The 24,566-nt window shown below is 64.6% G+C and carries 21 protein-coding genes; 9 read left to right on the top strand and 12 right to left on the bottom strand.

Features of this window, described 5'->3' with window-relative positions:
* Positions 1-122 precede the first annotated feature (122 nt).
* Together LHU53_RS04145 and LHU53_RS19795 are read left to right on the top strand one after the other, a co-directional pair.
* Positions 123-2,075 carry an acyl CoA:acetate/3-ketoacid CoA transferase gene (locus LHU53_RS04145; RefSeq protein WP_227330821.1) on the top strand — a complete coding sequence of 651 codons (1,953 nt, stop codon included), beginning with the start codon at positions 123-125 and terminating at the stop codon, positions 2,073-2,075.
* 190 nt (positions 2,076-2,265) lie between these two features.
* On the top strand, positions 2,266-4,188 hold the full coding sequence (locus LHU53_RS19795) for a methyl-accepting chemotaxis protein (RefSeq protein WP_304621921.1): 1,923 nt from the start codon (positions 2,266-2,268) through the stop codon (positions 4,186-4,188).
* Between the two features lie 99 nt (positions 4,189-4,287).
* Here the strand turns inward: LHU53_RS19795 and pyrF are convergent, their stop codons facing one another.
* On the bottom strand, positions 4,288-5,148 hold the full coding sequence (gene pyrF / locus LHU53_RS04135; RefSeq protein ID WP_227330820.1) for an orotidine-5'-phosphate decarboxylase: 861 nt from the start codon (positions 5,146-5,148) through the stop codon (positions 4,288-4,290).
* Between the two features lie 117 nt (positions 5,149-5,265).
* On the opposite strand from pyrF, the gene LHU53_RS04130 reads away from it, so the two are divergent.
* Positions 5,266-6,216 (top strand): cation diffusion facilitator family transporter, encoded by a 951-nt coding sequence (locus LHU53_RS04130; protein WP_227330819.1) that lies wholly within the window; start codon positions 5,266-5,268, stop codon positions 6,214-6,216.
* Between the two features lie 113 nt (positions 6,217-6,329).
* Here LHU53_RS04130 and LHU53_RS04125 read toward each other — a convergent pair whose 3' ends face one another.
* From LHU53_RS04125 to LHU53_RS04110, 4 genes are read right to left on the bottom strand one after another with little or no spacing between them, the layout of a single operon-like run.
* A complete protein-coding gene (locus LHU53_RS04125) occupies positions 6,330-7,364 on the bottom strand; it encodes a uracil-DNA glycosylase (RefSeq protein WP_227330818.1) in 1,035 nt (344 codons plus the stop codon).
* Positions 7,365-7,409: 45 nt separating this feature from the next.
* The gene (gene rimI, locus LHU53_RS04120) at positions 7,410-7,889 is read right to left on the bottom strand and encodes a ribosomal protein S18-alanine N-acetyltransferase (protein ID WP_227330817.1); all 480 of its coding nucleotides are present in this window, start codon (positions 7,887-7,889) and stop codon (positions 7,410-7,412) included.
* A complete protein-coding gene (gene tsaB / locus LHU53_RS04115; protein ID WP_227330907.1) occupies positions 7,886-8,584 on the bottom strand; it encodes a tRNA (adenosine(37)-N6)-threonylcarbamoyltransferase complex dimerization subunit type 1 TsaB in 699 nt (232 codons plus the stop codon). Before tsaB ends, rimI begins: the two co-directional genes overlap by 4 nt.
* 56 nt (positions 8,585-8,640) lie before the next feature.
* Positions 8,641-9,654 carry a DMT family transporter gene (locus tag LHU53_RS04110; protein WP_227330816.1) on the bottom strand — a complete coding sequence of 338 codons (1,014 nt, stop codon included), beginning with the start codon at positions 9,652-9,654 and terminating at the stop codon, positions 8,641-8,643.
* A gap of 89 nt (positions 9,655-9,743) precedes the next feature.
* Between LHU53_RS04110 and dacB the strand changes: the two genes are divergently transcribed.
* Both dacB and LHU53_RS04100 read left to right on the top strand, forming a co-directional pair.
* Entirely contained in the window at positions 9,744-11,213 is a 1,470-nt protein-coding gene (gene dacB, locus LHU53_RS04105; protein WP_227330815.1) for a D-alanyl-D-alanine carboxypeptidase/D-alanyl-D-alanine-endopeptidase, read from the top strand.
* 66 nt (positions 11,214-11,279) lie between these two features.
* Positions 11,280-11,534 (top strand): SemiSWEET transporter, encoded by a 255-nt coding sequence (locus LHU53_RS04100; RefSeq protein ID WP_227330814.1) that lies wholly within the window; start codon positions 11,280-11,282, stop codon positions 11,532-11,534.
* 14 nt (positions 11,535-11,548) lie between these two features.
* On the opposite strand, the gene LHU53_RS04095 is transcribed toward LHU53_RS04100, so the two are convergent.
* Genes LHU53_RS04095 through purE form a run of 3 tightly spaced genes read right to left on the bottom strand, consistent with a single transcriptional unit; the run spans position 11,549 to position 14,419 of the window.
* Positions 11,549-12,694, bottom strand: coding sequence for an L-threonylcarbamoyladenylate synthase (locus tag LHU53_RS04095; RefSeq protein WP_227330813.1), 1,146 nt, complete (start codon positions 12,692-12,694; stop codon positions 11,549-11,551).
* Positions 12,695-12,722: 28 nt separating this feature from the next.
* Entirely contained in the window at positions 12,723-13,928 is a 1,206-nt protein-coding gene (locus tag LHU53_RS04090) for a 5-(carboxyamino)imidazole ribonucleotide synthase (protein WP_227330812.1), read from the bottom strand.
* Positions 13,925-14,419, bottom strand: coding sequence for a 5-(carboxyamino)imidazole ribonucleotide mutase (gene purE, locus LHU53_RS04085; protein WP_227330811.1), 495 nt, complete (start codon positions 14,417-14,419; stop codon positions 13,925-13,927). Before purE ends, LHU53_RS04090 begins: the two co-directional genes overlap by 4 nt.
* Before the next feature lie 49 nt (positions 14,420-14,468).
* On the opposite strand from purE, the gene trxA reads away from it, so the two are divergent.
* Complete coding sequence (gene trxA / locus LHU53_RS04080; RefSeq protein WP_227330810.1) at positions 14,469-15,425, top strand: thioredoxin; 957 nt, start codon at positions 14,469-14,471, stop codon at positions 15,423-15,425.
* 88 nt (positions 15,426-15,513) lie between these two features.
* On the top strand, positions 15,514-15,975 hold the full coding sequence (locus tag LHU53_RS04075; RefSeq protein ID WP_227330809.1) for a PAS domain-containing protein: 462 nt from the start codon (positions 15,514-15,516) through the stop codon (positions 15,973-15,975).
* A gap of 19 nt (positions 15,976-15,994) precedes the next feature.
* Here the strand turns inward: LHU53_RS04075 and LHU53_RS04070 are convergent, their stop codons facing one another.
* The gene (locus LHU53_RS04070) at positions 15,995-16,915 is read right to left on the bottom strand and encodes a phosphoribosylaminoimidazolesuccinocarboxamide synthase (RefSeq protein WP_227330808.1); all 921 of its coding nucleotides are present in this window, start codon (positions 16,913-16,915) and stop codon (positions 15,995-15,997) included.
* Positions 16,916-17,035: 120 nt separating this feature from the next.
* Here LHU53_RS04070 and LHU53_RS04065 point away from each other — a divergent pair, with 120 nt between their 5' ends.
* The gene (locus tag LHU53_RS04065) at positions 17,036-18,238 is read left to right on the top strand and encodes a two-component system response regulator (RefSeq protein WP_227330807.1); all 1,203 of its coding nucleotides are present in this window, start codon (positions 17,036-17,038) and stop codon (positions 18,236-18,238) included.
* A gap of 33 nt (positions 18,239-18,271) precedes the next feature.
* Here LHU53_RS04065 and fba read toward each other — a convergent pair whose 3' ends face one another.
* Complete coding sequence (gene fba, locus LHU53_RS04060; RefSeq protein WP_227330806.1) at positions 18,272-19,336, bottom strand: class II fructose-bisphosphate aldolase; 1,065 nt, start codon at positions 19,334-19,336, stop codon at positions 18,272-18,274.
* Between the two features lie 229 nt (positions 19,337-19,565).
* On the opposite strand from fba, the gene LHU53_RS04055 reads away from it, so the two are divergent.
* Entirely contained in the window at positions 19,566-21,227 is a 1,662-nt protein-coding gene (locus LHU53_RS04055; protein WP_227330805.1) for a putative transporter, read from the top strand.
* A gap of 122 nt (positions 21,228-21,349) precedes the next feature.
* Here LHU53_RS04055 and fbaA read toward each other — a convergent pair whose 3' ends face one another.
* A complete protein-coding gene (gene fbaA, locus LHU53_RS04050; RefSeq protein ID WP_227330804.1) occupies positions 21,350-22,429 on the bottom strand; it encodes a class II fructose-bisphosphate aldolase in 1,080 nt (359 codons plus the stop codon).
* Positions 22,430-22,670: 241 nt separating this feature from the next.
* On the bottom strand, positions 22,671-24,566 hold the full coding sequence (locus tag LHU53_RS04045; protein ID WP_227330803.1) for a phosphoenolpyruvate carboxykinase (GTP): 1,896 nt from the start codon (positions 24,564-24,566) through the stop codon (positions 22,671-22,673).

The raw sequence follows: 24,566 nt of genomic DNA, 5'->3' as shown, positions 1-24,566 counted from the left end.
GCCGCCCAAGGATTAGACTGCGGCCAGAGCGACCGCCAGCACATCGGGGCCAGCGTGTGCCGCGTGCCACAGGCTGCATCGGCCGGCGCTCTGCAGGATGTCGACTTTTTTAGGAGCTGCCTGTGCACACCCAGATCGATGACCTCCACCACCCCGGCGCGCGGCGCAACAAAGTGGTCAGCGCGGCAGAAGCCGTGCGCCTCATCCACGACGGCGACACGGTGGCCACCGGCGGCTTTGTTGGCATCGGTTTTGCCGAAGAAATTGCCGTGGCGCTGGAAGAACGTTTTTTGCAAACCCAGATTGAAACTGGCCTGGGTGCCCCGCGTGACTTGACGCTGATCTACGCCGCCGGTCAAGGCGACGGCAAAACCCGCGGCCTCAACCATCTGGGCCATCAGGGCCTGGTGGCACGGGTCATTGGCGGGCACTGGGGGCTGGTGCCGGCGCTGCAGCAGCTGGCCATCGACAACCAGATCGAGGCCTACAACCTGCCACAAGGCGTGATCACCCACCTGTTTCGTGACATCGCGGCGGGCAAGCCCGGCACGCTGACCCACGTGGGGCTGGACACCTTTGTCGACCCGCGCCATGGCGGCGGCAAGATCAACGCGCGCACCACGGTCGACCTGGTGCAGCGCATGACCATCGACGGGCGCGACTACCTGTTCTACAAGGCGCTGCCGATCCAGGTGGGCATCATCCGCGCCACCACTGCCGACCCCGACGGCAACCTGAGCATGGAGCGCGAAGCCCTCACACTGGAAGCGCTGGCGATTGCCATGGCGGCGCGCAACAGCGGCGGCATTGTGATTGCGCAGGTGGAACGGCTGGCCGAGCGCAACACCCTGCACCCGCGCAGTGTCAAGGTGCCCGGCGTGCTGGTGGATGCGGTGGTGGTGGCCAGCAACCCGGCTTACCACATGCAGACCTTTGTCGAGGCCTACAACCCGGCCTATTCGGGCGAGATCCGTGTGCCGATCGACCTGATGGCGTCGATGCCGCTGAGTGAACGCAAGGTGATTGCCCGCCGCGCCGCGCTCGAATTACGCCCCAACAGCGTGGTGAACCTGGGCATCGGCATGCCCGAGGGCGTGGCGGCGGTGGCGGCGGAAGAAAAGGTGTTTGAGCTGCTCACGCTCACCGCCGAGCCCGGCGTGATTGGCGGCATACCCGCCGGTGGCCTGAGTTTTGGCGCCGCCATCAACGCCCAGGCCATCATTGACCAGCCGAACCAGTTTGACTTTTACGACGGCGGCGGGCTGGACATTGCCTACCTCGGGCTGGCGCAGGCCGACGCGCAGGGCAATCTGAACGTCAGCAAGTTCGGTGGCCGCCTCTCCGGTGCGGGCGGCTTCATCAACATCAGCCAGAACGCCAAAACGGTGGTGTTTGTGGGCACCTTCACGGCGGGCGACCTGGTCACCCGCGTGGCGGAGGGTCACCTGCACATTGATGCAGAAGGCAGCCAGCACAAGTTTGTGCAGCAGGTGGAGCACCGCACCTTCAGCGCGCGTGAGGCCCTGCGCCGCGGCCAGCGGGTGCTGTATGTGACCGAGCGCTGCGTGCTGCGCCTGATCGGCACGGTGGAGGCGCCCGCGCTGGAACTGATCGAGATCGCGCCCGGCGTGGACCTGCAGCGCGACGTGCTGGCGCAAATGGATTTCGCCCCCGCCATCAGCCCCCACCTGAAACTGATGGACGCCGCCCTGTTCCAACCCGAACCGCTGGGCCTGCGCGAGCGGCTGCTCAGCACCCCGCTGGCGCAGCGCCTGGAGCTGGACCGTGCGCAACGCCTGCTGTTCGTCAATTTTGAGGGCCTGGCCATCGACAGCCTGGAGGACATCAGCGCCATCGAGACGGCTGTTACCGAGCTGCTGCAGCCGCTGGGCCACCGGGTGGCGGTGGTGGTCAATTACGACAGCTTCACCATCCTGCCGCCGCTGCTGGAAGCGTATTCCGCCATGGTGCAGGGCCTCAAACGCCGCTTTTACAGCCGGGTCACGCGTTATGGCACGGGCGGTTTTTTGAAGGCGCGACTCGAAGTGGGTGGCGGACCGGTACCCTTGCCCTGAGCTGGTCTGCGCCGCGTTCGCGCCCTGAACCGTCGTCAATTTTTATAGCTCGTTACCCTTTAAATTCGAGGATCAGGGCCAGATTTTTGTCGTGTTTTGACAGCTTTTCAAATGCCGCATGGCGACCGGGGCGGTTGTCGATATCATGCGAACAAGCCACCCCAAAAAAATGTCCCCAGGAGGATTTTCCATGCCGCTGCTGCACCATATGAAGCTCGCCCACAAGTTCCTGATTCTGGGTCTGGTGGCCCTGGTGATGATCGCCATCCCGTCGGGGCTGTACTTCAAGGGCTCGCTCGCCGACATCACCGTGGCGCAGCGTGAGCTGCAAGGCACCGCGCCGCTGGTGGCGCTGAACAAGGTCATCCAGTTCAGCCAGACCCACCGCGGCATGTCGGCCAGCATGCTCAGTGGCAACGAGGCGCTGGCCGCGCGCCGCCCGGCCCTGCGCGACAAGCTCAACACCGCCATCAGCGCCATGGAGGGTGAATTCAGCACCGCCGGGGTGTCACCCGGCCTGCAAAAACGCTGGAGCGACCTCAAGGCGCTATGGATGGCGCTGGAGCAAAACGTGGCCAACCAGGGCATCACGGCGGCTGAGAGCACCCAGCGGCACACGCAAATCATCACCGGCCAGCTGCAACTGGGCGAAGAGCTGCTGGACGAATTCGGCCTGAGTCTGGAGCCCCAGGCCGACACCTATGCGCTGATTCGCGCCACCATGGCCGACATGCCCTGGCTGGCCGAAAATATGGGCATCATGCGCGCCATGGGCAGCGGTTTCCTGACCAAGCGGGAGGCCCCGCCCGAAGGCAAAGCCACGCTGGCGGCGCTGCGCAAACGCGCCACCGAATTGCAGGCCAGCATGTTTCGCCAGGTGGCGATGGCCACCCAGGCCAATCAGCGCATGAGGGCCGCCCTGGAGGCCGCCGCCGAGTCCAACCGTCTGGCGGTGGACAAGACGCTGGCCTTGGCCCATGACAACATCATCCTGGCTAACGAGCTGACCCTGCCTGCGGTGGACTATTTCGACACCTTCACCCGCACCATCGACGGGCTGTTCGAGTTCAATGCCCTGGCCATGACGACCCTGGTGGACGAGCTCAACGCGCGTTTGCACAACGAATACCGGACCGCGATCATCGTGGCGCTGGTGCAGCTGAGCGGTCTGATGGCCGCGCTGTGGCTGTCCTGGGTGTTCATCCGCAGCGTGACCGAGCCGGTGGCCCAGGCGCTGCAAGTGGCCCACGCCGTGGCCGAGGGCGACCTGCGCATCCGGGTGCAGGCGCACGGTGACAACGAACTGGGCCAGCTGATGCAGGCGCTGGCCACCATGCGCGACAAGCTGGCGGGCGTGGTGCAGCAGGTGCGCCAGGGCTCGGAGAGCGTGGCCACCGCCAGCGCCGAGATCGCCCAGGGCGACAACGACCTGAGCAGCCGCACCGAATCCCAGGCCAGCGCGCTGGAGCAAACCTCGGCCAGCATGGAAGAACTGGGCTCCACCGTGCAGCAAAACGCCGCCAACGCGCAGCGCGCCAACCAGCTGGCACAAACCGCCAGCGCGGTGGCGCTCAAAGGTGGCGAGGTGGTGGGCCAGGTGGTGCACACCATGAAGGACATCAACGAGTCCTCCAAACGCATTGCCGACATCATCGGCGTGATCGACGGCATTGCCTTCCAGACCAACATCCTGGCGCTCAATGCCGCCGTGGAAGCGGCGCGCGCCGGTGACCAGGGGCGCGGTTTTGCGGTGGTGGCAGCTGAAGTGCGCTCGCTGGCCGGGCGCAGTGCCGAGGCCGCCAAAGAGATCAAGGGCCTGATCAGCGCCAGCGTGCAGCGCGTGGCACAAGGCACGGCGCTGGTCGATCAGGCCGGCAGCACCATGGATGAGGTGGTCAGCAGCATCCGCCAGGTGACCGACCTTGTGGGCGAAATCAGCACCTCCAGCAACGAGCAGGCCTCGGGCGTGGCGCAGGTGGTGGAAGCGGTGGCGCACATGGACCAGGCGACCCAGCAAAACGCCGCGCTGGTGGAAGAAATTGCCGCCGCCGCCAGCAGTATGGAGCAGCAGGCGAAAAGCCTGGTGGACACCGTGTCCGTCTTCAAATTGTGAGACTTTTCAGCCCCCAGCCCCGCTTGCTAGGGGGCGCACAGCAATCTATTCAAAAGCTGCCAGCCACCTCGCCCGACATGGATCCGTCGGCGCTGACGCTCAGGCTGCCAGACGCGCCGCCTGCAACAGCTCGCGGGTGGCCAGTGCTTCGGCCCGCGCCGCATCGGCAAAGTTGTCGCCGCTGGACGCATACAGAATCGCCCGCGACGAGTTGACGATGATGGCACCCGTGGTCTCGCTGGTGCCATCGGCCCCGACCCGGCTGCGCCAACCGGCTTTGACGGTGGCCAGCGCGTCGCCGCCCTGCGCGCCTACACCGGGAATCAGCAGCGGCAGCGTGGGTGCGAGTTCCCGCACACGCTCAATCTCCGCCGGGTAAGTCGCCCCGACCACCAGGCCCAGCTGGCCGTTCAGGTTCCACGGACCCTGCGCCAGTTGCGCGATGTGTTCGTACAACCGTGGCTCACCGGCCACGCTGGCCAGGCGCTGGTTCTGGAAATCGTCACCCCCCGGGTTGGAGGTGCGGCACAGCAAAAACGCGCCCTTGCCGTGGTGTTTCAGGTAGGGCTGCACCGAGTCAAACCCCATGAAGGGTGACAGCGTGACCGCATCGGCCCCAAAACGCTCAAACGCCTCGACGGCGTATTGCTCGGCGGTGCTGCCGATGTCGCCGCGTTTGGCGTCCAGAATCACCGGCACCTGGGGTGCGGCGCGGCGGATGTGCGCAATCAGCTGCTCCAGCTGCGCTTCGGCGCGGTGGGCGGCAAAGTAGGCAATTTGGGGCTTGAAGGCGATCGCCAGGTCCGCCGTGGCGTCAACGATGGCTGCGCAGAAGTCGTAAATCTTGCTGGCATCGCCCTTGAAATGGGCGGGAAAGCGCGCTGGATCGGGGTCCAGGCCCACGCACAACAAAGACTGGTTTTGGCGCTCGGCGCGCTGGAGCATGTGGGTGAAGTTCATGACCAGATTGTAAGAATCAGCGCAGGTCGGTGCGCATGGCCCGCCCCAGGTCAACCCGCCAGCCCGTCAAAACACCTAAACTGCCCTGCCTTTCCCTGTAGCGCCACGATGTCACCCATGCAGCACGACCCACTCTCTGATCACCAGAACCACCCGCAGTTCACCTCTGCCGAGCGCGCTCGCGCCGCGTCGCGCAGCACCTGGGTGAGCGTGGGGGTGAATCTGGTGCTGACCGTGCTGCAGCTGGTGGTGGGGGTGTTTTCCAAATCGCAGGCGCTGATTGCCGACGGCGTGCATTCGCTGTCCGACCTGATCGCCGATTTTGTGGTGCTGTTTGCCAACCACCACAGCCAGAAAGCCGCCGACGACGACCACCCGTACGGGCACCAGCGGTTCGAGACCGCTGCCTCGCTGGTGCTGGGCCTGCTGCTGCTGGTGGTGGGGCTGGGCATGTTGTGGTCGGCGGTGAGCAAACTTCAGACGCCCGAGACGATTGCGATCGTGCATATCTCTGCGCTGTGGGTGGCGGGCGGCACGCTGGTGGCCAAGGAGCTGCTGTTTCGCTACATGCTGATGGTGGCCAAAAAGGTCAAGAGCAGCATGCTGGTGGCCAACGCCTGGCATGCGCGCTCTGACGCGGCCTCGTCGCTGGTGGTGGGCGTGGGCATCATCGGCAACCTGATGGGTTACCCGATCCTGGACCCGATTGCGGCCGCGCTGGTGGGTTTCATGGTGACGCGCATGGGCTGGAGCTTTGGCTGGAACGCGCTGCATGACCTGACCGACCGCGCGGTAGACGACGCCGAGGTGCAGGCCATTCGCCAGACCATTCTGGAAACCCCCGGGGTGAGCGGCGTGCACGATGTGCGCACGCGCAAGATGGGCGACATGATTGTGGTGGACGCGCACCTGGAGGTGCTGGCCACCCTGACCGTGGAGCAGGCCCATGACATCACCGTGGCGGCGCAACAGCGGGTCACGCAACACCACCGGGTGTTGCACCTGCTGACCCACATCGATCCCTACCATCGCCCGGACCGGGACCACCTGACACCTGCCCGGCCTTGAGCCGCCGACGGTCTCAGCCGTTAAAGAGAAAGCACAGGGTTGTCATCCCGGGCGACAACCCGGCATCCATGCCTTCTTCCATCAGGGTCCGGGGTGCTTGGAGGCCGCGTCAGTTAACCTGGCCGGGCCGCGCCCCGCGCCACATCGGCCGCCAGACACAAATCTGCCCAGGCGCGGGCCTTGTCGGGCGCGTTACGCAGCAGGTAGGCGCTTGGATACGTCACCACCACCGGCACGCCCTGGTAGTGCCAGACCTGGCCACGCAGCTTGCCCAGCGGCAGCCGCAATCCTTGGGGATGGTCTTCACTGAGCAACACCTGCATGGCCAGGCGGCCCATGGCCAGAATCACTTTGGGCCGAACCAGCGCGATTTCGCGCCGCAAATAATGGGCGCAGGCCGCCAACGCTGGTGCGTCCGGCGTGGTGGGCAGGGCCGGGCGGCATTTCAGCACCAGGCTCAGGTAGGCGGTGTGGGCCGGGTCGGGTAGGTCTGCGGCGTGTGGCTCGGCATCGGGCGCGACGGCGGGCAAAACACGTTGGACACCCACCGCTTTGAGCATGTTGTCCAGCAACAGCCCCGCGTCGTCGACAAAGGGTTCGGCGGCGCGCTCCTGGGCGTCATCCGGCGGCTCACCCAGTACCAGCCAGTCAGCGCGCAGATCGGCCCGAGTCGCCGCCAGCACCGGTGTGCGCCGCCCCAGGCACATGCGGCAGGCCTGGCAGGTGGCAACGCTGGCGTGCAGCGCAGGCCAGTCCATCTGCGCGATACCGGGGGCCAGCTGGGTGACCAGGGTCGGCGCAGGTCCGCGAACTGTCGCACGGCGGGTTGTTTGCGCTGGCGGTTGCAGCGGCAGGGGTTCGGCGGGCGCAGCCGGGGCCGGTGTGGGCGCCGGGGTCACCTCTGCGGCGGCGGATGGCGCAAGCGCCCTGGCAGACGCCGGGTCTTGGCGAGCTTGATCTGCCGCCGCCACGGCATCCAGGTGACTTGCCACAGCCACCGAAGCGGGTCGAGGGTCGCTGTCAACCGGCGGGTCAACGGTGAGCACAGGCGCCAGCGCCGCCTGCGGTGCCGCGCTGGCGGGCCGCCAGACGTGCACTCCCATCTCGGCCAGCATGGCGCGTTGACGGGAATCGAGGTCGAGGTTCATGGCTTGATTTTCACCCACCGGGCGGGCGGCATTTGTCAGCGTGTATCAGGCTGCGGCGTCCAGCTTGAGGCTCATCACCAGCGCGTCCTCACGCTGGCCCAGGCTGGCCGGGTAGTACTGCTTGCGCGTGCCCACACAACGAAAGCCGTGCGCCTGGTACACCTGCACCGCGCGGGTGTTGCTGACCCGCGCTTCCAGCCAGACCCACTGCAGACCCTGGCCGCGCGCCCACAGCACCAGCGCGTCCAGCATCACCTGGGCCCAACCCTGGCGTTGGTGCTCGGGTGCCACCGCCAAATTGAGCAGATGCACCTCTTCAAAACCGGGCATGGCGACAAAATAGCCGAGCAAGGTGTCACCCGCCATCAAGCGCTGCGCCTGGTAGCCACCCGCCAGGCAGTCGGCAAAGTGGCGCCGCTGCCACGGGTGTGGGTAGACCTGCCGCTCCACCACCAGCACGGCGTCCAGGTCGGACTCGCACATCGGCTCAAAACGCGCCTCCAGGGGTGAGAGTTGGGCGTTCATGCACCCGCCTTGGCCGCCGCACGCTCCAGCGTGGTTTGCGCCACCTTGTCGCGGATGTAGGTGGGCAGGGCCTCGGCGGCGCTGACCGCGGCACCGGCGGCCAGCAAAGCCGGTGCGAGGCGCAGCATGGCGCTGGCCGTCGGTAGCGCCAGCAGCCGCTGGCCCGGGCCATCGGGCAGCCGCGCGCCGTAGGCGGCAAACACATTGCCAGCCAGCACACCGCGGCCGTCCCAGGCCAGGGCTTCCGGCTTGATCAGGCGGTAACCCTGGTGCTGCGTCCATGAACCACTGCCAAAGTCGTAGCTGGCGGCATACAACTCGTCCATGCGCGCGTCCAGCAGCGCGGTGACGCGCAAGCCGCCTGCGCGGCCCAGTTGCCACCGCGCGTCTTCGGCCACGGCCAGCAGCGTGTCCACCGGCAGCACCGGCACCCCCGCGCCAAACGCGAGGCCCTGCGCCACCGAGCAGGCGGTGCGCAGGCCGGTGAACGAGCCCGGCCCGGCGCCAAACACGATGGCATCGAGTTGGTCAAACCGCAGGTCGGCTTGCACCATCAGGCGCTGGATCTCTGGAATCAGGTGCGTGGAGCTGTGCGCGCCACCCGCCGCCGTGTGCTGCCAGGGCGCTGCCACACCGCGGCGCTGCACCGCCATCGACATCTGCTCGGTGCTGGTGTCCAGCGCCAGCAGATTCATGACCAGCACCTGGCCGACAAATAAACATGACACATCACATCGGTCTCCAACGTTATCTAAGCGGCAGTGGCAGCTACTTTTTTCGAAGCAACCGGCACGCCTGCCCGCACGCCAAACAATATGCCCGCCGTGACCAGCAGCAGGCCCACGGCCAGGTTCCAGTGCAGCGGCTCGCCCAGCAGCAGCACCGCACCCAGGGCGGAGAGGCCCGGCACCACGGCGGTGATCATGGTCGAGCGCACCGGGCCAAAGTGGCGGATCATCTGGGTGAACGTCACCCCGGAGATCACCACCGAGCCCCAGCCCTGGAACATGGCCTGAAACGCGATATCCGCCAGCGGGGCATGGAACAGGCTGGACTGGATGATGCCGGTCAACGCCAGCGCGGTGTACATCGGCAAAAAGGTGACTGCGGCCAGGGTGGTGATGGCGATGGTGGCGCGCACCGCGTCAAGCTTGTAGTGCCGCGCCAGCACGCTGTAAACCGCCCAGCACATGGCTGCCGTCATGAACAACACGTCACCCAGCCAGACCGAACCGCCGTCAAACGCCCCGAGCAGGCTCAAACCACCCACCAGCAGATCGCCCAGCACAATCAGCGCCAAACCCAGCGCCCGGGCCGGGGTGATGCGTTCACGCAGCAGCCACAGCGCCAGCAGCGCCGTCCACAGCGGCAGGCTGCCCGGCATCAACACCGAGGCGTGCAGCGCCGGTGCGTGCGCAAACCCGCTGTACGCCAGCAGGGCATACAGCAACCCACCAAAAAAACCCAGCTTGACGGTGATGTGGGCAGGCAAAGGCGACACCCGCAGCCAGGACGCACCCAGAACGCCACGCGCACGGTCCTGGCGCACCAGCCAGGCGCCCCAGGGCAGCAGGATCAGGCTGGCGCCCAGAATGCGGCAGTAGGCGATGTCAAACGGGGTCAGCACACCGCCGCGCGCCGGGTCACTGGATGCGCGGGCGACCAAAATAAACGAGGTCCAGATCAGCACCGTGACCACAGCCGCGGCGATGCCCACCGTGCGGGGTGAAAAACGCGCAAGAACGGGGTGTCGGACATCAGGCATGCCCCGCATTATCCGTGGGCGCGCCACAACCCGGCCAGCCGCCACGTCACAGCTGCAGAACCGCCTGCCTGGCCTCGCATAATCCAGCCATGACCCCCTTTTTGAACCGACCTCTGCGCCAACTTCTTCCCTGGTCCACGGCGCTGGGCCTGACCCTGTTCAGCCTGATGACGCTGGCTCAGCCGCTGCCAGACAGCTTTCAAAGCGCTTTGGCGCGCGCGCAGGTGCCGCCAGAAGCCGTCAGCCTGCTGCTGGTGGACGCCGATGGGCTGAGCCCCCCTCGCCTGAGCCACCGTGCCGACGTGCTGGCCAACCCTGCCTCGGTGATGAAACTGCTGACCACCACCGCCGCGCTGGACCTGCTCGGCCCGGCCTACACTTGGCGCACCCCGGTGTGGGTTGACGGCCAGGTCAAGAACGGCACGCTGTACGGCAACCTGGTGATCGCGGGCCAGGGCGACCCGGCTTTGAGTGTGGAAAAACTCTGGCTGCTGCTGCGCCGGGTGCAGGGGCTGGGCATTCGCCGCATCCAGGGCGACATTCTGCTGGACCACAGCGCCTTTGCCCCGCCCGCGCTGCAGCCGGGCGACTTTGACGGCGAGCCGCTGCGCCCTTACAACGCCACGCCCGAGGCGCTGCTGGTCAACTTCAAGTCGCTGGTGATGCACTTTGTGCCCGACGCGGCGCAGCGGGTGGCGCACATCCACACCGAGCCACCGCTGGCCCACCTGCGCCTGCCAAGCCGCGTGCCGTTGGCTGACAAGCCGGAGGCACCCTGCGGCGATTACCGCGCAGGCCTGCAGGCCGACTTTTCGGATCCGAGCCGCGTCGTGCTCAAGGGCAGCTACCCGGCCAGCTGCGGTGAAAAGTCCTGGCCGGTGGCTTATGTCGACCCGGCCAGCTACGCGGCGCGCGCCGTGGCGGGCATGTGGCTGGACCTGGGTGGCCAGCTCAGTGGCGAGGTGCGCGCGGGCAACGCACCGGCCACACCACCCACGCTGGAAGCCACCTCGCCCCCACTGGCTGACGTGCTGCGCGACATCAACAAATTCAGCAACAACGTCATGACCCAGCAGCTGTTTTTGACGCTGGCGCGTGAGGCCACACCGGGCAGCCCAGCTACCTTTGAGGGCGCGCGCGACGTGCTGCAGCAGTGGTGGGGGCGGCGCGTCGGCACCCTGCCCCCACCGGTGCTGGACAACGGCGCCGGTCTGTCGCGCCAGGAGCGTATCAGCGCAGCCGGTCTGGCGCGGCTGTTGCAGGTGGCCTATGCGTCGCCCTTCATGCCCGAGCTGATGGCCTCGCTGCCCGTGGTGGGGCTGGATGGCACGCTCAAACGTAGTCGCGCCGCGCTGGCCAGCGCCCACCTCAAAACTGGCAGCCTGCGCGATGTGCTGGCGCTGGCCGGCTATGTGCATGCAAGCCACGGCCGCCATCTGGTGCTGGTGGCCCTCATCAACCACCCCAACGCCGGTGCCGCGCGCCCGGCCATGGATGCGCTGGTGGACTGGGCGGTGGGCGTGGCCAACCCATCCAGCACCATCACTGTGGGCCGCTGACAACGCTGCGCTGCGGTTGCAGGGGCGCTTGTCCGACAATCGGGCCCTACTTCACCCCATGACCCCATGACTTTGATTGACATCATTGGCTCGATCGCCGCCACGCTGACCACGGTGAGTTTTTTGCCCCAGGCCTGGCACACTTTTCAGACCAAGGATGTCAGCGGTATCTCGCTGGGCATGTACAGCGTGTTCACCGCCGGGGTGGCGGGCTGGCTGGTTTATGGCCTGCTGCTGCAGGCGTGGCCGATCGTGATTTCCAACGCCATCACCGTGTCCTTGGCGGCGGCCATTCTGGTCATGAAGCTGCGCTACCGCTAAGCCGCGCCAGCGCCTCAATGCGCTGCGCGCTGCAGCCTGTCGCGCACGCCGTCCCAGTCCGGGCTGGCGGGTGGCGCCTCCACCCAGATTTGGCTCACGCCCAGCGCGTCGAGCTCGCGCAAGGTGGCAAACAATTGCTGCGCTGCGGCCGCCGGATCGGCCGGCATGGCCTGGCCGATCACCCGTCCTGCCGGTAGTCGGACGGCCGAGCGTGACCAAACAGCGGTATCGGGCGGCGCGCTGCGTTGAGCCGCATCAACCCGAGCGGCTGACGTGGCGAGCGCGTCCAGCTCAGCCTGCAGCGATGCCGCCGCCATCAGCCGCACCCGGGCGCGCGGCGCGTAGTGGGACTCCAGGGTGCCCGAGGCCTTCGGCGCTGGCGCCTTCTGGTCGGCCAACGCGTCCTTTTGCCGCACCGGCATGCCGCACACGGCTTCGATCTGCCGCGGCGTGATGGCGCCCGGGCGCAGCAGCACCGGCTGGCCACGGGTGCAGTCGACAATGCTGGACTCGATGCCCACGCTGCAGGGACCGCCATCCAGGATCAACAACGCCGCGCCAAACTCGCCTTGCACATGCGCCGCGGTGGTCGGGCTGACCCGGCCAAACAGATTGGCGCTGGGTGCGGCCAGACCCCAGACGCGAGAACAAATGGAGTCACAGGAGCAATTGGGGTCAGATTCCAATTCTTTTTCGCGCACAGCCGAACTCGCAGATGCCACTGGCACCTGTCCCTCATTCAGACCCCGATGGACCTCTGGCCCGCCCAGCAGAGTGTGCAACAAGGCCTGCGCCACCGGATGCGACGGACAACGCAGCCCCACCGTCGGGTTGCCACCCGCCGCGGCGTTGGCGATGCCGGGGCGGCGCGGCAGGATCAGCGTCAGCGGACCGGGCCAGAAAGCGGCCATCAGCGCATGGGCAAAGTCCGGCACCTCACTGGCGTAATGATCCACCGCTGACGCATCCGCCACATGCACGATCAGTGGGTGGTCAGCCGGGCGGCCCTTGGCGGTGAAAATCTGAGCCACGGCGGCATCGTTGTCCGCATCGGCCGCCAGGCCGTAGACGGTCTCGGTGGGCAAGCCCAGCAGCCCGCCAGCCCGGATGCATTGCGCACCGGCAGCCAGGGAGCTTGCATCACCGCCAGGCAGGATCACCGGCGCACCTCAGGTGACAACCAGGCGCTCAAAATGCGGCGATGCCCAGCAGACGCGCCGCGGTCAGGGCGGTGGCGTTGGCCTCGGACGCGGTGGCGGCGGTCACGGTCAGGTGCCCCATCTTGCGGCCCTTGCTGGCGGTGAGTTTGCCGTACAGGTGCAAATGCACACCCGGCAGCGCCAAGACCTGGTCCCAGCAAGGCGTGGCACCATCCACCCACAAGTCACCCAGCAGGTTGAGCATGACGGCGGCGCTGTGCTGGCGCGGCTGCACCAGCGGCAAGCCCGCCAGGGTGCGCACCTGCAGGTCAAACTGCGACACATCACACGCGTCCAGCGTGTAGTGGCCACTGTTGTGCGGGCGCGGGGCCATCTCGTTGACCACCAGGGCGCCCAGCGCCGTGCGCTCAGGCGAACCGTCGGCCAGCACAAAAAACTCCACGCACAACACGCCCACATAGTTCAGGTCGTCAGCGATCTTTTTGGCAGCCGCCACTGCTTGCTGCGCAAGGCCTGCCGGCAGATTGCCTTCATACGCCTGGGTTACGGCCAGGATGCCCTGACGGTGCAGATTGAGCTGCGGCGCGAAGTGCACACGCTCACCAGTCCAGCCACGCGCCACGATCACCGAGCACTCGGCGGCCAGCGGCAACATGTGTTCCAGCACGCAGGGCACCTGCTTCAAGGTGTCCCAGGCTGCGGCCAGCTCGTCGCGGCTGCTCACACGCACCTGGCCCTTGCCGTCATACCCCAGACGGGCGGTTTTCAGAATGCCGGGCAGCAGCGCGTCCGTCACCGCCGCCAAGTCAGCCGCGCTCTCAATCACCGCATAGGGTGCCACCGGCACACCACTGCGTGCCAAGTGCGCTTTTTCCTTGATGCGATCCTGCGCGATGGCCACCGCATCCGCACTGGGCGCGGTGGGCCGGGCCGCGCCCAGGGTCACCAAGGCACCCGCGGGCACGTTCTCAAACTCGGTGGTGATGGCGGCGCAGCGCTGCATCAGCTGCGCCAGGCCTTGCTGGTCGAGGTAATCGGTCTGGATGTGGTAGTGGCTCACCAGCCCGGCCGGGCTGATGACATCGGGGTCCAGCACCACGGTGAAATAACCCATGCTTTGCGCCGCCTGCACAAACATGCGCCCGAGCTGACCACCGCCCATCACGCCCAAGGTCACAGGTTGGCCGTCGCCGTTGACGCCGGTGGCACCCGGCAGCAGGATCGGGCCGCTCATAACACCGGGGGCAGCGTCATGTCGCGTGCCATCTGGGTTTGTTCAGCGCGGAAATCTTCCAACCTGGCGCGCAGCACGATGTCGCTGCCCGCCAGCATGGCCACCGCAAACAGCGCCGCATTGGCCGCCCCTGATGCACCAATGGCAAAGGTGGCCACCGGAATGCCCTTGGGCATCTGCACGATGCTGTGTAACGAATCCACCCCGCTCAGGTGCTTGGAGGCCACCGGCACACCGAGCACCGGCACCGTGGTTTTGGCCGCCAGCATGCCCGGCAAGTGCGCGGCGCCACCGGCCCCGGCGATGATGGCTTTCAAACCACGGCCCACCGCGCTCTCCGCATAGGCAAACATGTCATCAGGCATCCTGTGGGCAGACACCACCCGATACTCGTGGCTGATGCCGAACTGTTGGAGAATATGGATTGCGTGTTGCATGGTGTCCCAGTCCGAGCTGGAACCCATGAGCACACCGATTTGGATATTTTTCATCCCTGAATTTTACGTTTGACCCCGCCCAACCCCAAGCCCCCGCACCGCCATGATTGACATTACCCTGCAAAACTTCGAGACCGAGGTGATTGCCGCCTCCATGACCCAGCCGATCCTGATCGATTTCTGGGCCCCCTGGTGCGGCCCCTGCAAGTCACTCGGACCGCTGCTGGAGCAGGCCGAAGAAGACTACCAGGGCCGTTTCACGCTGGCCAAAATCAATTCGGATGACGAGCAGCAACTGGCCGGCGCTTTCGGCATTCGCAGCATTCCCACCTGCATTTTGATGATGGGCGGCAAACCGGTGGACGGCTTCACCGGTGCGCAAACGGCCGGGCAAATCAAGGCCTTTCTGGACAAACACCTGCCCAGCACCGGCGAGGTGATGGCCGAGGCTGAAACCGACGAAGCCATGGCCTTGCTGGAATCGGGCGATGCCCAGGCGGCGCTTGAAAAACTGGCCGATGCACTGGCCACCGACCCCGGCAACGACGACACCCGCTACGACTATGTGCGCCTGCTGATCCAGCTCGGCGGCCACGAAGAAGCTGAGGCCGCGCTGGCGCCCAAACTGGCCGAGATTCCGCGCAAGTTACGGTTTGAGGCGCTGTCGCAGTGGCTGGGCGCCATCAAATACACGGCCACCAGCCCCTATGCCATGTGGGACGAAGCCCAGTTTGACGAACGCATTGCGGCCAACAAGCGCGACTTTGAGGTGCGCTTTGCCAAAGCCCGGCTGCTGATGGCAGTGGGTGAGTGGACCGCCGCCATGGACGAGCTGCTGGAAATCATCATGCGCGACAAGAAGTGGGCCGATGAAGCCCCCCGCAAGGCCATGGTCGCCATTCTGGAACTGATGACCCCACCCAAACCCAAAGCTGCTGCGCCGGTGCCCGGTAAAACCGCCGCAGGGATCGAGGTGCTGGGCAAGGCCGCCGTGCAGGAAGACCCGCAGGTCGCGCTGGTGTCCACCTACCGCAGACGCCTGAGCATGATGCTCAATTGATGCACCTTCGGGCCGCAGCCGCCACACCGTCGACACATCCACCCGCCACAGTGCGGCGCTTGGGCGCCGCCCTTGAAGGAGATCCGAGATGAGCCAGTTGCGCCCCGACGCCATGCGCCAGCCTCTGGCGGAACAGGCCACCGACCCGAAGGCGCTGTTGCAATCGACACTGGACGCCGTGGCAGACAACGTGGCGGTGCTGGATGCCCGTGGCACCATCGTTTTGACCAACGTCGCCTGGCGGCAGTTCGCCATGGCCTACAGCCCGTTGGCCGGACACACCACCCCCCACTCGGATGTCGGCACCAACTATCTGGACGTGGCCTCGCGTGACCCGCAGGCGCCAGACGAGTCCCGCCGCGCTGTGCAAGGCATCCGCGACGTGTTGACGGGCAGCCTGGAGGCTTTCAGCATGGTTTACCCCTGCCACACCCCGGATGACCAACATTGGTTCACCATGACGGTGACACCGCTGCCCTGGGACGGTGAGCGCGGCGCCTTGGTGATGCACACCGACACCACGCCGAGCCACCACTTGCACCGGCGCTGACCTGGCTCAGGGGGGCGCCTCAGGTGGTCAGCCGGGTCAGTGCCTCTTGGTACTTGGCGGCGGTTTTCTCGATCACCTCGCGCGGCAGGTGCGGCGCGGGCGGGGTTTTGCTCCAGGGCTTGCCCGCCACCTGGGCGGTTTCCAGCCAGTCACGCAAAAACTGTTTGTCGTAGCTGGGCGGGTTGATGCCTTCCTGGTAACTCTCGGCGGGCCAATAGCGCGACGAATCGGGCGTGAGCACCTCGTCCATCAGCACCAGGGTGCCGTCGGTGTCCAGGCCAAATTCAAATTTGGTGTCGGCAATGATGATGCCCTTGGCCACCGCAATCTCGCTGGCGGCCTGGTAGATGGCGATGCTGATGTCGCGGATGCGGCTGGCCAGGTCCAGACCGATCATCTCGACGGTTTTCTCAAAGGTGATGTTTTCATCGTGCTCCCCCATCTCGGCCTTGGCGGCCGGGGTGTAGATCGGCGCGGGCAATTTGCTGGCGTTTTTCAGGCCGGGGGGCAGCGGCACGCCGCACACACTCTGGCTGTCCTGGTACTCCTTCCAGCCGCTGCCAGCCAGGTAACCGCGCACCACGGCTTCCACCGGAATGGGTTTCAGGCGCTTGACCAGCATGGAGCGGCCCTCGACCTGCGGCACCTCGGCCGGGGTGACCACGCTCTCAGGCGCCTCGCCGGTGAGGTGGATCGGGCACAGGTTCAGGCCCTTGGGGCCGAGTTTGTCAAACCAGAACAAAGCCATCTGCGTCAGCAGCTTGCCCTTGCCGGGAATCGGCTGGCCCATGATCACGTCAAAGGCGCTGATGCGGTCGCTGGCCACCATCAGGATGCGATCAACGCCCACAGCATAGTTGTCACGGACCTTGCCGCGCGCCAGCAAGGTGAGCGAAGTCAGGGAAGAGGTGTGAACGGTGGGTTCGGGTGAAGTGGTCATACAGCGGGTGCCAGTCAGTAACAATCGGGAATGGGTTGAAGTTTAGGGTCAATCGAGCTGATTTCCAGCAACTTTTCTTGTGGCATGATGACGCCGAAACCATTCCTTGGACATCTGGTCATGACTGACACCCCCGCGTCCCTCGCGCAGCCGTCGGACGATACCCCCCGGCTAGAAAAAGCGCGTCTTCTGATCATTGACGACTCGTCAGACTCCCTGTTCATGATGCACGGGCTGCTGTGTGAGCACTACCGGGTGATGCTGGCGGACAGCGGGCCCAACGGCCTGGAGATGGCCCGCTCAGCCACACCGCCCGACTTGATCCTGCTCGACATCCTGATGCCCGACATGGACGGCTACGAGGTGTGTCAACAACTCAAGGCCAGCGCCGCCACCCGCGACATCCCGGTGATTTTCCTGACCGCCAAGACGGCCGAGGACGATGAGCAACTGGGGCTGGACCTGGGTGCGGTGGACTACGTCACCAAACCGATCAGCCCGGGGATTGTGCTGGCACGCATTCGCACCCAGCTCGCGCTCAAGGCTTCGGCCGATTTTTTGCGCGATCAAAACGCGTTCCTGGCGCAGGAGGTCAACCTGCGCACGCGGGAAGTCAGCGCCATTGAAGACGTCACCATCATGGCCATGGCCTCGCTGGCGGAGACCCGCGACGTCGACACCGGCAACCACATCCGGCGCACGCAGCACTATGTGCGCGCGCTGGCGCGGCAGTTGTCGACCCACCCGCGCTTTGCAGCGTTTCTGGACAACCACACCATCGGGCTGCTGTTCAAGTCCGCGCCCTTGCACGACATTGGCAAGGTGGGCATTCCGGACCGTATCCTGCTCAAGCCCGGCAAACTCACGCCGGAAGAGTTCGAGGTGATGAAAACCCACACCACACTGGGGCGCGATGCCATCGAACACGCCGAGCAAATGCTGGGTTGCGAGGTGGCGTTCCTGAAGATTGCCAAAGAGATCGCTTACTCGCACCAGGAAAAGTGGGACGGCAGCGGCTACCCGCAAGGCCTCAAGGGCGACCAGATTCCGATTTCGGCCCGCCTGATGGCGCTGGCCGATGTGTACGACGCGTTGATCAGCCGGCGCATCTACAAGGAACCCATTTCGCACGAGGCGGCCATGCACATCATCGCCATGACCCGTGGCCGACATTTCGACCCGGATGTGGTTGAGGCGTTCCTGGTCATCCAGGACACGTTCAAGGCAATTGCCTTGACCTACGCCGATTCACCTGCTGACTTATATGGCAAGCGGGTTTATCTGGACCTGGCGCAAGGCAAGGCATCCAAAGCCGCTGCCTGAGGCCACCCGACGGTGGCCTGGCAAGCTGGCTGATCAGTTGACCACCTGGGACAACTCGCCGCGGGCGTATTTCGCCGCCACCACACTCAGGCTGTCGCCCTTGATCTTGGCGGCCTGGCCTTCGCAGCCGAACTCGATGTAACGCTGTTTGCACAAGGCTTTGGCGGCTTCGCGGGCGGGTTTGAGCCAGTCGCGCGCATCAAACTTGTCAGGGTTTTCAAACAGGAATTGGCGCACGGCGGCGGTCATGGCCAGGCGGATGTCGGTGTCGATGTTGATCTTGCGCACGCCGTACTGGATGGCTTTCTGGATTTCTTCCACCGGCACGCCGTAGGTTTCTTTCATCTTGCCGCCGTACTGGTTGATCAGCGCCAGCGACTCCTGCGGCACGCTGGATGAGCCATGCATCACCAGGTGGGTGTTGGGCAGGCGGGCGTGGATTTCCATCACCCGGTCAATCGCCAGAATGTCGCCGGTGGGCTTGCGGGTGAACTTGTAGGCGCCGTGGCTGGTGCCAATGGCAATCGCCAGCGCGTCGAGTTGCGTGCGTTTGACAAATTCGGCGGCCTGCTCGGGGTTGGTCAACATCTGCTCGCGGGTCATGGTGGCGTCGGTGCCGTGGCCGTCTTCCTTGTCGCCCTTCATGGTTTCCAGACTGCCCAGGCAACCCAGTTCACCTTCCACCGTCACGCCCACGGCATGCGCCATATCGACCACCTTGCGGGTGACTTCCACGTTGTACTCAAAGCTGGCGATGGTTTTGCCGTCGCCTTCGAGGCTGCCGTCCATCATCACCGAGCTGAAGCCCAGGTTGATCGCACCCTGGCACACCGCCGGGTTCTGGCCATGGTCCTGGTGCATCACCAGCGGAATGTGCGGGTAACTCTCGATGGCGGCCTGGATCAGGTGTTTGATGAACGCCTCTCCGGCGTATTTGCGGGCGCCCGCGCTGGCCTGCAAAATCACCGGCGAGCCCACTTCATCAGCAGCCGACATCACGGCCTGCACTTGCTCCAGGTTGTTGACGTTAAACGCCGGGATGCCGTAGCCGTTGACAGCGGCGTGGTCCAACAATTCGCGCATAGAAACAAGAGCCATGATGGGGTCCTTTAGGTTGGATAACAAAGATGAACGCAAAAACTCTCAGAAATTCTATCGACGCCACCCCCTCAGGAGTTAATCCATCGCAAGTCGTGGCTCGATTTCATGCGCCTTGGCCACCTGGCGACAAGGTGTCGCCCCAGACAGCGTCGGTAACGGCGCCAGGTTGGCATGTTATGTGTATGCCTTAAGCTCGCCTGTCGTTGGCTATACAAGGATCTGATTCATGAGTGACGTGGCGATATCTGTCAGCTTGCTGGCCCTGGTGGCCGTTTTGGGCCTGTGGCTGGGCGGTTTTGAGTTCAAAGGCGTGGGCCTGGGCATTGGCGGGGTGCTGTTTGGTGGCCTGTTTGTGGGCCACTTCGTGCACCAGAACGGGATTGCGCTGGACCTACACACCCTGCACTTTGTGCAGGAGTTTGGCCTGATTTTGTTTGTTTACAGCATCGGCATCCAGGTCGGGCCGGGGTTTTTCGCGTCGTTGCGCAGCACCGGGCTCAAGCTCAACGGCTTTGCCGCACTGCTGGTGTTGCTGGGCTGCGCGGTGGCGGCCGCGCTGCACAAGCTGTTTGATGTGCCGCTGCCGGTGATTCTGGGCATTTTTTCAGGCGCGGTGACCAACACGCCGTCACTCGGTGCGGGCCAGCAGATCCTGACCGACCTAGGCTCCTCGGTCGCCAGCGTCTCCAGCATGGGCATGGCCTACGCCATGGCCTACCCGTTTGGCATTTGCGGCATTTTGTTGTCGATGTGGCTGATCCGGCTGTTTTTCCGCATCAACGTGGACCAGGAAGCCCGGGCCTTTGACGAGCAGTCCGGCTTGTCGCGCACCAGCCTGGCCACCATGAACGTGGCACTGCGCAACGTGAACCTGAGCGGCCTGGCGCTGCAAGACGTGCCGGGACTGACGGCCGGCCAGGTGATCTGCTCGCGCATGAAACGCGGCGACACCCTGACCGTGCCGCGCCCGCACACCACCCTGCAAGTGGGCGACCTGCTGCACCTGGTGGGTGAGCCGCAAGCCCTGCGCAGCGCGCAACTGGTCATCGGCGAAGAGGTAGAGGCGTCGCTGTCCACCCACGGCACCGACATGCGGGTGGAACGCATTGTGGTGACCAATGTGAAGGTGATTGGCAAGCGCATCTCCGACCTGGCCCTGACGCAAACCTATGACGTGGTGATCTCGCGCCTGAACCGCGCCGGCATCGAGCTGGTGCCCACTGCGCAAACGTCGCTGCAGTTTGGCGACATCCTGAACATTGTGGGCATGCCTGACGCCATCGAGGTGGTGGCCGGCCTGATGGGCAACTCCAAACCCAAGCTGCAACAGGTGCACATGCTGCCGGTGTTCCTGGGCATTGGCCTGGGGGTGCTGCTGGGCTCGCTGCCGTTCTATTTGCCGGGCATCCCGGGCGCGTTGAAGCTGGGTCTGGCCGGTGGGCCGCTGGTGGTGGCGTTGATTGTGTCGCGCATTGGCAGCATCGGCCGACTGCACTGGTTCATGCCACCGAGCGCCAACCTGGCGCTGCGCGAGCTGGGCATTGTGCTGTTTTTGTCGGTGGTCGGCCTCAAATCGGGCGGCCAGTTTCTGGACACGCTGCTGCAAGGCCCCGGCGCCACCTGGCTGATGTATGGCGCGCTCATCACCCTGCTGCCTCTGATGATCGTGGGGGTGCTGGCGCGCGCGTTCGGTCACACCAACTACCTGACCCTGTGCGGGCTGCTGGCCGGCTCCATGACCGACCCACCGGCGCTGGCCTTTGCCAACGCCCTGCACCCCAGCAACGGCGCCGCCGCGCTGGCTTATGTCACGGTCTACCCCCTGGTGATGTTCATGCGTATCGTCGCGCCGCAGTTGCTGGCGCTGATGCTGTGGGTGCCCGGCTAACGACGGCGTCAGACGGGCTTGTCAAGGCGATGCTAAGCGGGCGTTGTGCCGCTGGCACGACGCTTGGACAAAAAAAAGGCCGATGTCAGCATCGGCCTTTTGGTTGACGCTGCCTGCCCGGGTTACAGCGTGTTGACGGCGTTGAGCTCCTGGAAAGCCTGCTCCAGCCGGGCAATCATGCCAAGCTGACCGGCGCGTTGCCAGACGCGCGGGTCGTAGTACTTCTTGTTGGGCTTGTCATCCCCGTCCGGGTTGCCGATCTGGCCTTGCAGATACGCTTCGTTCTTTTTGTAGAAGGCCATCACACCGCCCCAGGTGGCCCACTGGGTGTCGGTGTCAATGTTCATCTTGACCACGCCGTAGCTGATGGCTTCCTTGATCTCATCGGCGCTCGACCCGGAGCCGCCGTGGAACACAAAGTCCAGCGTGTTGGCCGCCACCTTGTATTTCTCGGAGACAAACTTCTGCGAGTTGTCCAGAATCTTCGGGGTGAGTTTGACGTTGCCCGGTTTGTAGACACCGTGTACATTGCCAAACGAGGCGGCAATGGTGAAACGGTTGCTGATCTTGCTCAGTTCTTCATAAGCGTAGGCCACATCTTCGGGCTGGGTGTACAGCAGCGAGGCATCCCGGTCGCTGTTGTCCACGCCGTCTTCTTCACCACCTGTCACGCCGAGCTCAATTTCCAGCGTCATGCCCATCCTGGCCATGCGCGCCAGGTACTGGCCGCAGATCTCGATGTTTTCTTTGAGCGACTCTTCCGACAAGTCCAGCATGTGCGAACTGAACAGCGGTTTGCCGGTTTCGGCAAAGTGCTTTTCACCCGCATCCAGCAGGCCGTCAATCCAGGGCAGCAGCTTTTTGGCGGCGTGATCGGTATGCACAATCACCGGCACACCGTAGGCTTCGGCCAGCAGGTGGATGTGTTTGGCGCCAGATATGGCACCCAGAATAGCGGCTTGCTGACCTTCGAGCTTCAAACCCTTGCCAGCCACAAAACCCGCCCCACCATTGGAGAACTGGATCACCACCGGGGCCCGGGCCTTGGCGGCGGCTTCCAGAACGGCATTGATGGAGTCGGTGCTGATGACGTTCACCGCAGGCATCGCAAACTGGTTGTCTTTGCAGATGGCAAAGATTTTTTGCACATCATCACCGAACACCACACCGGGTTTCACCACATCCAAAATTTTTGACGCCATTGCCGAATCCTTTTCAGTTAGTTGAGGAAGAAAAATCCGAGCCTTCCTGAGCCGGGCGGCCCAGGAAGGCCATCACATTGTGTGGGTGTCCTGAATCGATTCTAGGACCGCAACCAAGCCGAAGCTTAACCTACATCAAACATCAACGTAATCGTTTACATGAGCCAACGGCGCTGACAAAAAAACCACCTCACGGTGGTTTTTTCATGGCCGCTCAGGGCTCGGGGCTGTCGCAACGGGCCTATGCCGCCAACTCCTCTTCAATGCGCGCCTTGGTGTCGGCCAGTTCCTTGGGCAGGTGATAAGCCAGTTTGTCAAACAGCTCGTCGTGCAGGGCCATTTCTTCTTTCCAGGCAGCCTTGTCGATGCTGGTCACGGTCTTGAACTGCTCGGCCGAGAAGCTCAGGCCGCTCCAGGTCAGATCGGCGTATTGCGGGCTGATGCCAAACACATGCGCCACACCGTCGGGTGCCGTACCGTCCAGACGGTCCAGAATCCACTTCAGCACGCGCATGTTTTCGCCGTAGCCCGGCCAGACAAACTTGCCGTCGTCGCCCTTGCGGAACCAGTTGGTGGTGTAAATCTTGGGCAGCTTGAAGCCGCTGGCTTCGAGCTTGGCACCCAGGGTCAGCCAGTGCTGGAAGTAGTCGCTCATGTTGTAGCCGGTGAACGGCAGCATGGCGAACGGGTCGCGACGCACCACGCCCGCTTGACCGACCGCCGCTGCGGTGGTTTCCGAGCCCATGGTGGCCGCCATGTAGACGCCGTCGACCCAGGTGCGGGCTTCGGTGACCAGCGGCACGGTGGTGGCACGGCGGCCACCAAACATGAACGCGTCAATCGGCACACCCGCCGGGTTGTCCCATTCGGGGTCCAGCGCCGGGTTGTTTTTGGCCGACACGGTGAAGCGTGAGTTCGGATGCGCCGCCTTGGCACCGGTGGCCTGGGCGATCTCAGGCGTCCAGTCGTTGCCCTTCCAGTCGATCAGATGGCTGGGCAGGACTTTGCCGGGCACGTCATGCTCCAGGCCTTCCCACCAGACATCGCCGTCGTCCGTCAAGGCCACGTTGGTGTAAATCACGTCCTTGTCCAGGCAGCGCATGCAGTTCGGGTTGGTCAGCATGTTGGTGCCGGGCGCCACGCCAAAGTAGCCCGCTTCCGGGTTGATGGCGTACAGCTTGCCGTCCGCGCCGGGTTTGATCCAGGCGATGTCGTCACCCACGGTGGTGATCTGCCAACCTTCAAAACCAGCGGGCGGCACCAGCATGGCAAAGTTGGTCTTGCCGCAGGCGCTCGGGAACGCTGCTGCCACGTAATGTTTTTTGCCTTGCGGATTGGTGGCGCCCAGAATCATCATGTGTTCGGCCAACCAGCCTTCATCACGCGCCATGTTGGAGGCAATCCGCAGCGCAAAACACTTTTTGCCCAGCAACGCGTTGCCACCGTAGCCCGAGCCGAAGCTCCAGATTTCACGCGTTTCAGGGTAGTGAACAATGTATTTGTTGGGGTTGCAGGGCCAGGTCACGTCTGGTTGACCGGCAGCCAGCGGTGCGCCCACGGTGTGCACACAGGGCACAAATTCACCGTCGGCACCCAGCACGTCGTACACGGCCTTGCCCATGCGGGTCATGATCTTCATGTTGACGGCGACATAGGCGCTGTCAGAGAGTTCGATGCCGATGTGCGCAATCGGGCTGCCCAGCGGCCCCATGCTGAACGGGATCACATACATCGTGCGGCCCTTCATGCAGCCGTCAAACAGGGCTTTGGTGCCGTCGGCCTGGCCGGTCTGCAACAGGGCGCGCATCTCGGCGGGCGCCATCCAGTTGTTGGTCGGGCCGGCGTTTTCTTTTTTCTCGGAACAAATGAAGGTGCGGTCTTCGACGCGGGCGACATCGCTGGGGTCGCTGCAGGCCAGGAAGCTGTTGGGACGCTTGACCGGGTTGAGTTTCTTGAAGGTGCCAGCGTCGACCAGTTGCTGGCACAAGCGGGCATATTCTTCATCCGAGCCGTCACACCAGTAAACGGCGTCGGGCTGGGTCAGGGCGGCAATCTCTGCCACCCAGGAAATCAAACGTTGATTGGCCACATAAGCGGGGGCTTTGCGGGACGTGTCATGCTGCGTGTCGGTGTTCAT

Source organism: Rhodoferax sp. U2-2l (assembly GCF_020594515.1).
Taxonomy (GTDB): Bacteria; Pseudomonadota; Gammaproteobacteria; order Burkholderiales; family Burkholderiaceae_C; genus Rhodoferax.
Note: the sequence above shows the minus strand (reverse complement) of the source record. Positions and strands in the feature narration are given on the sequence as shown.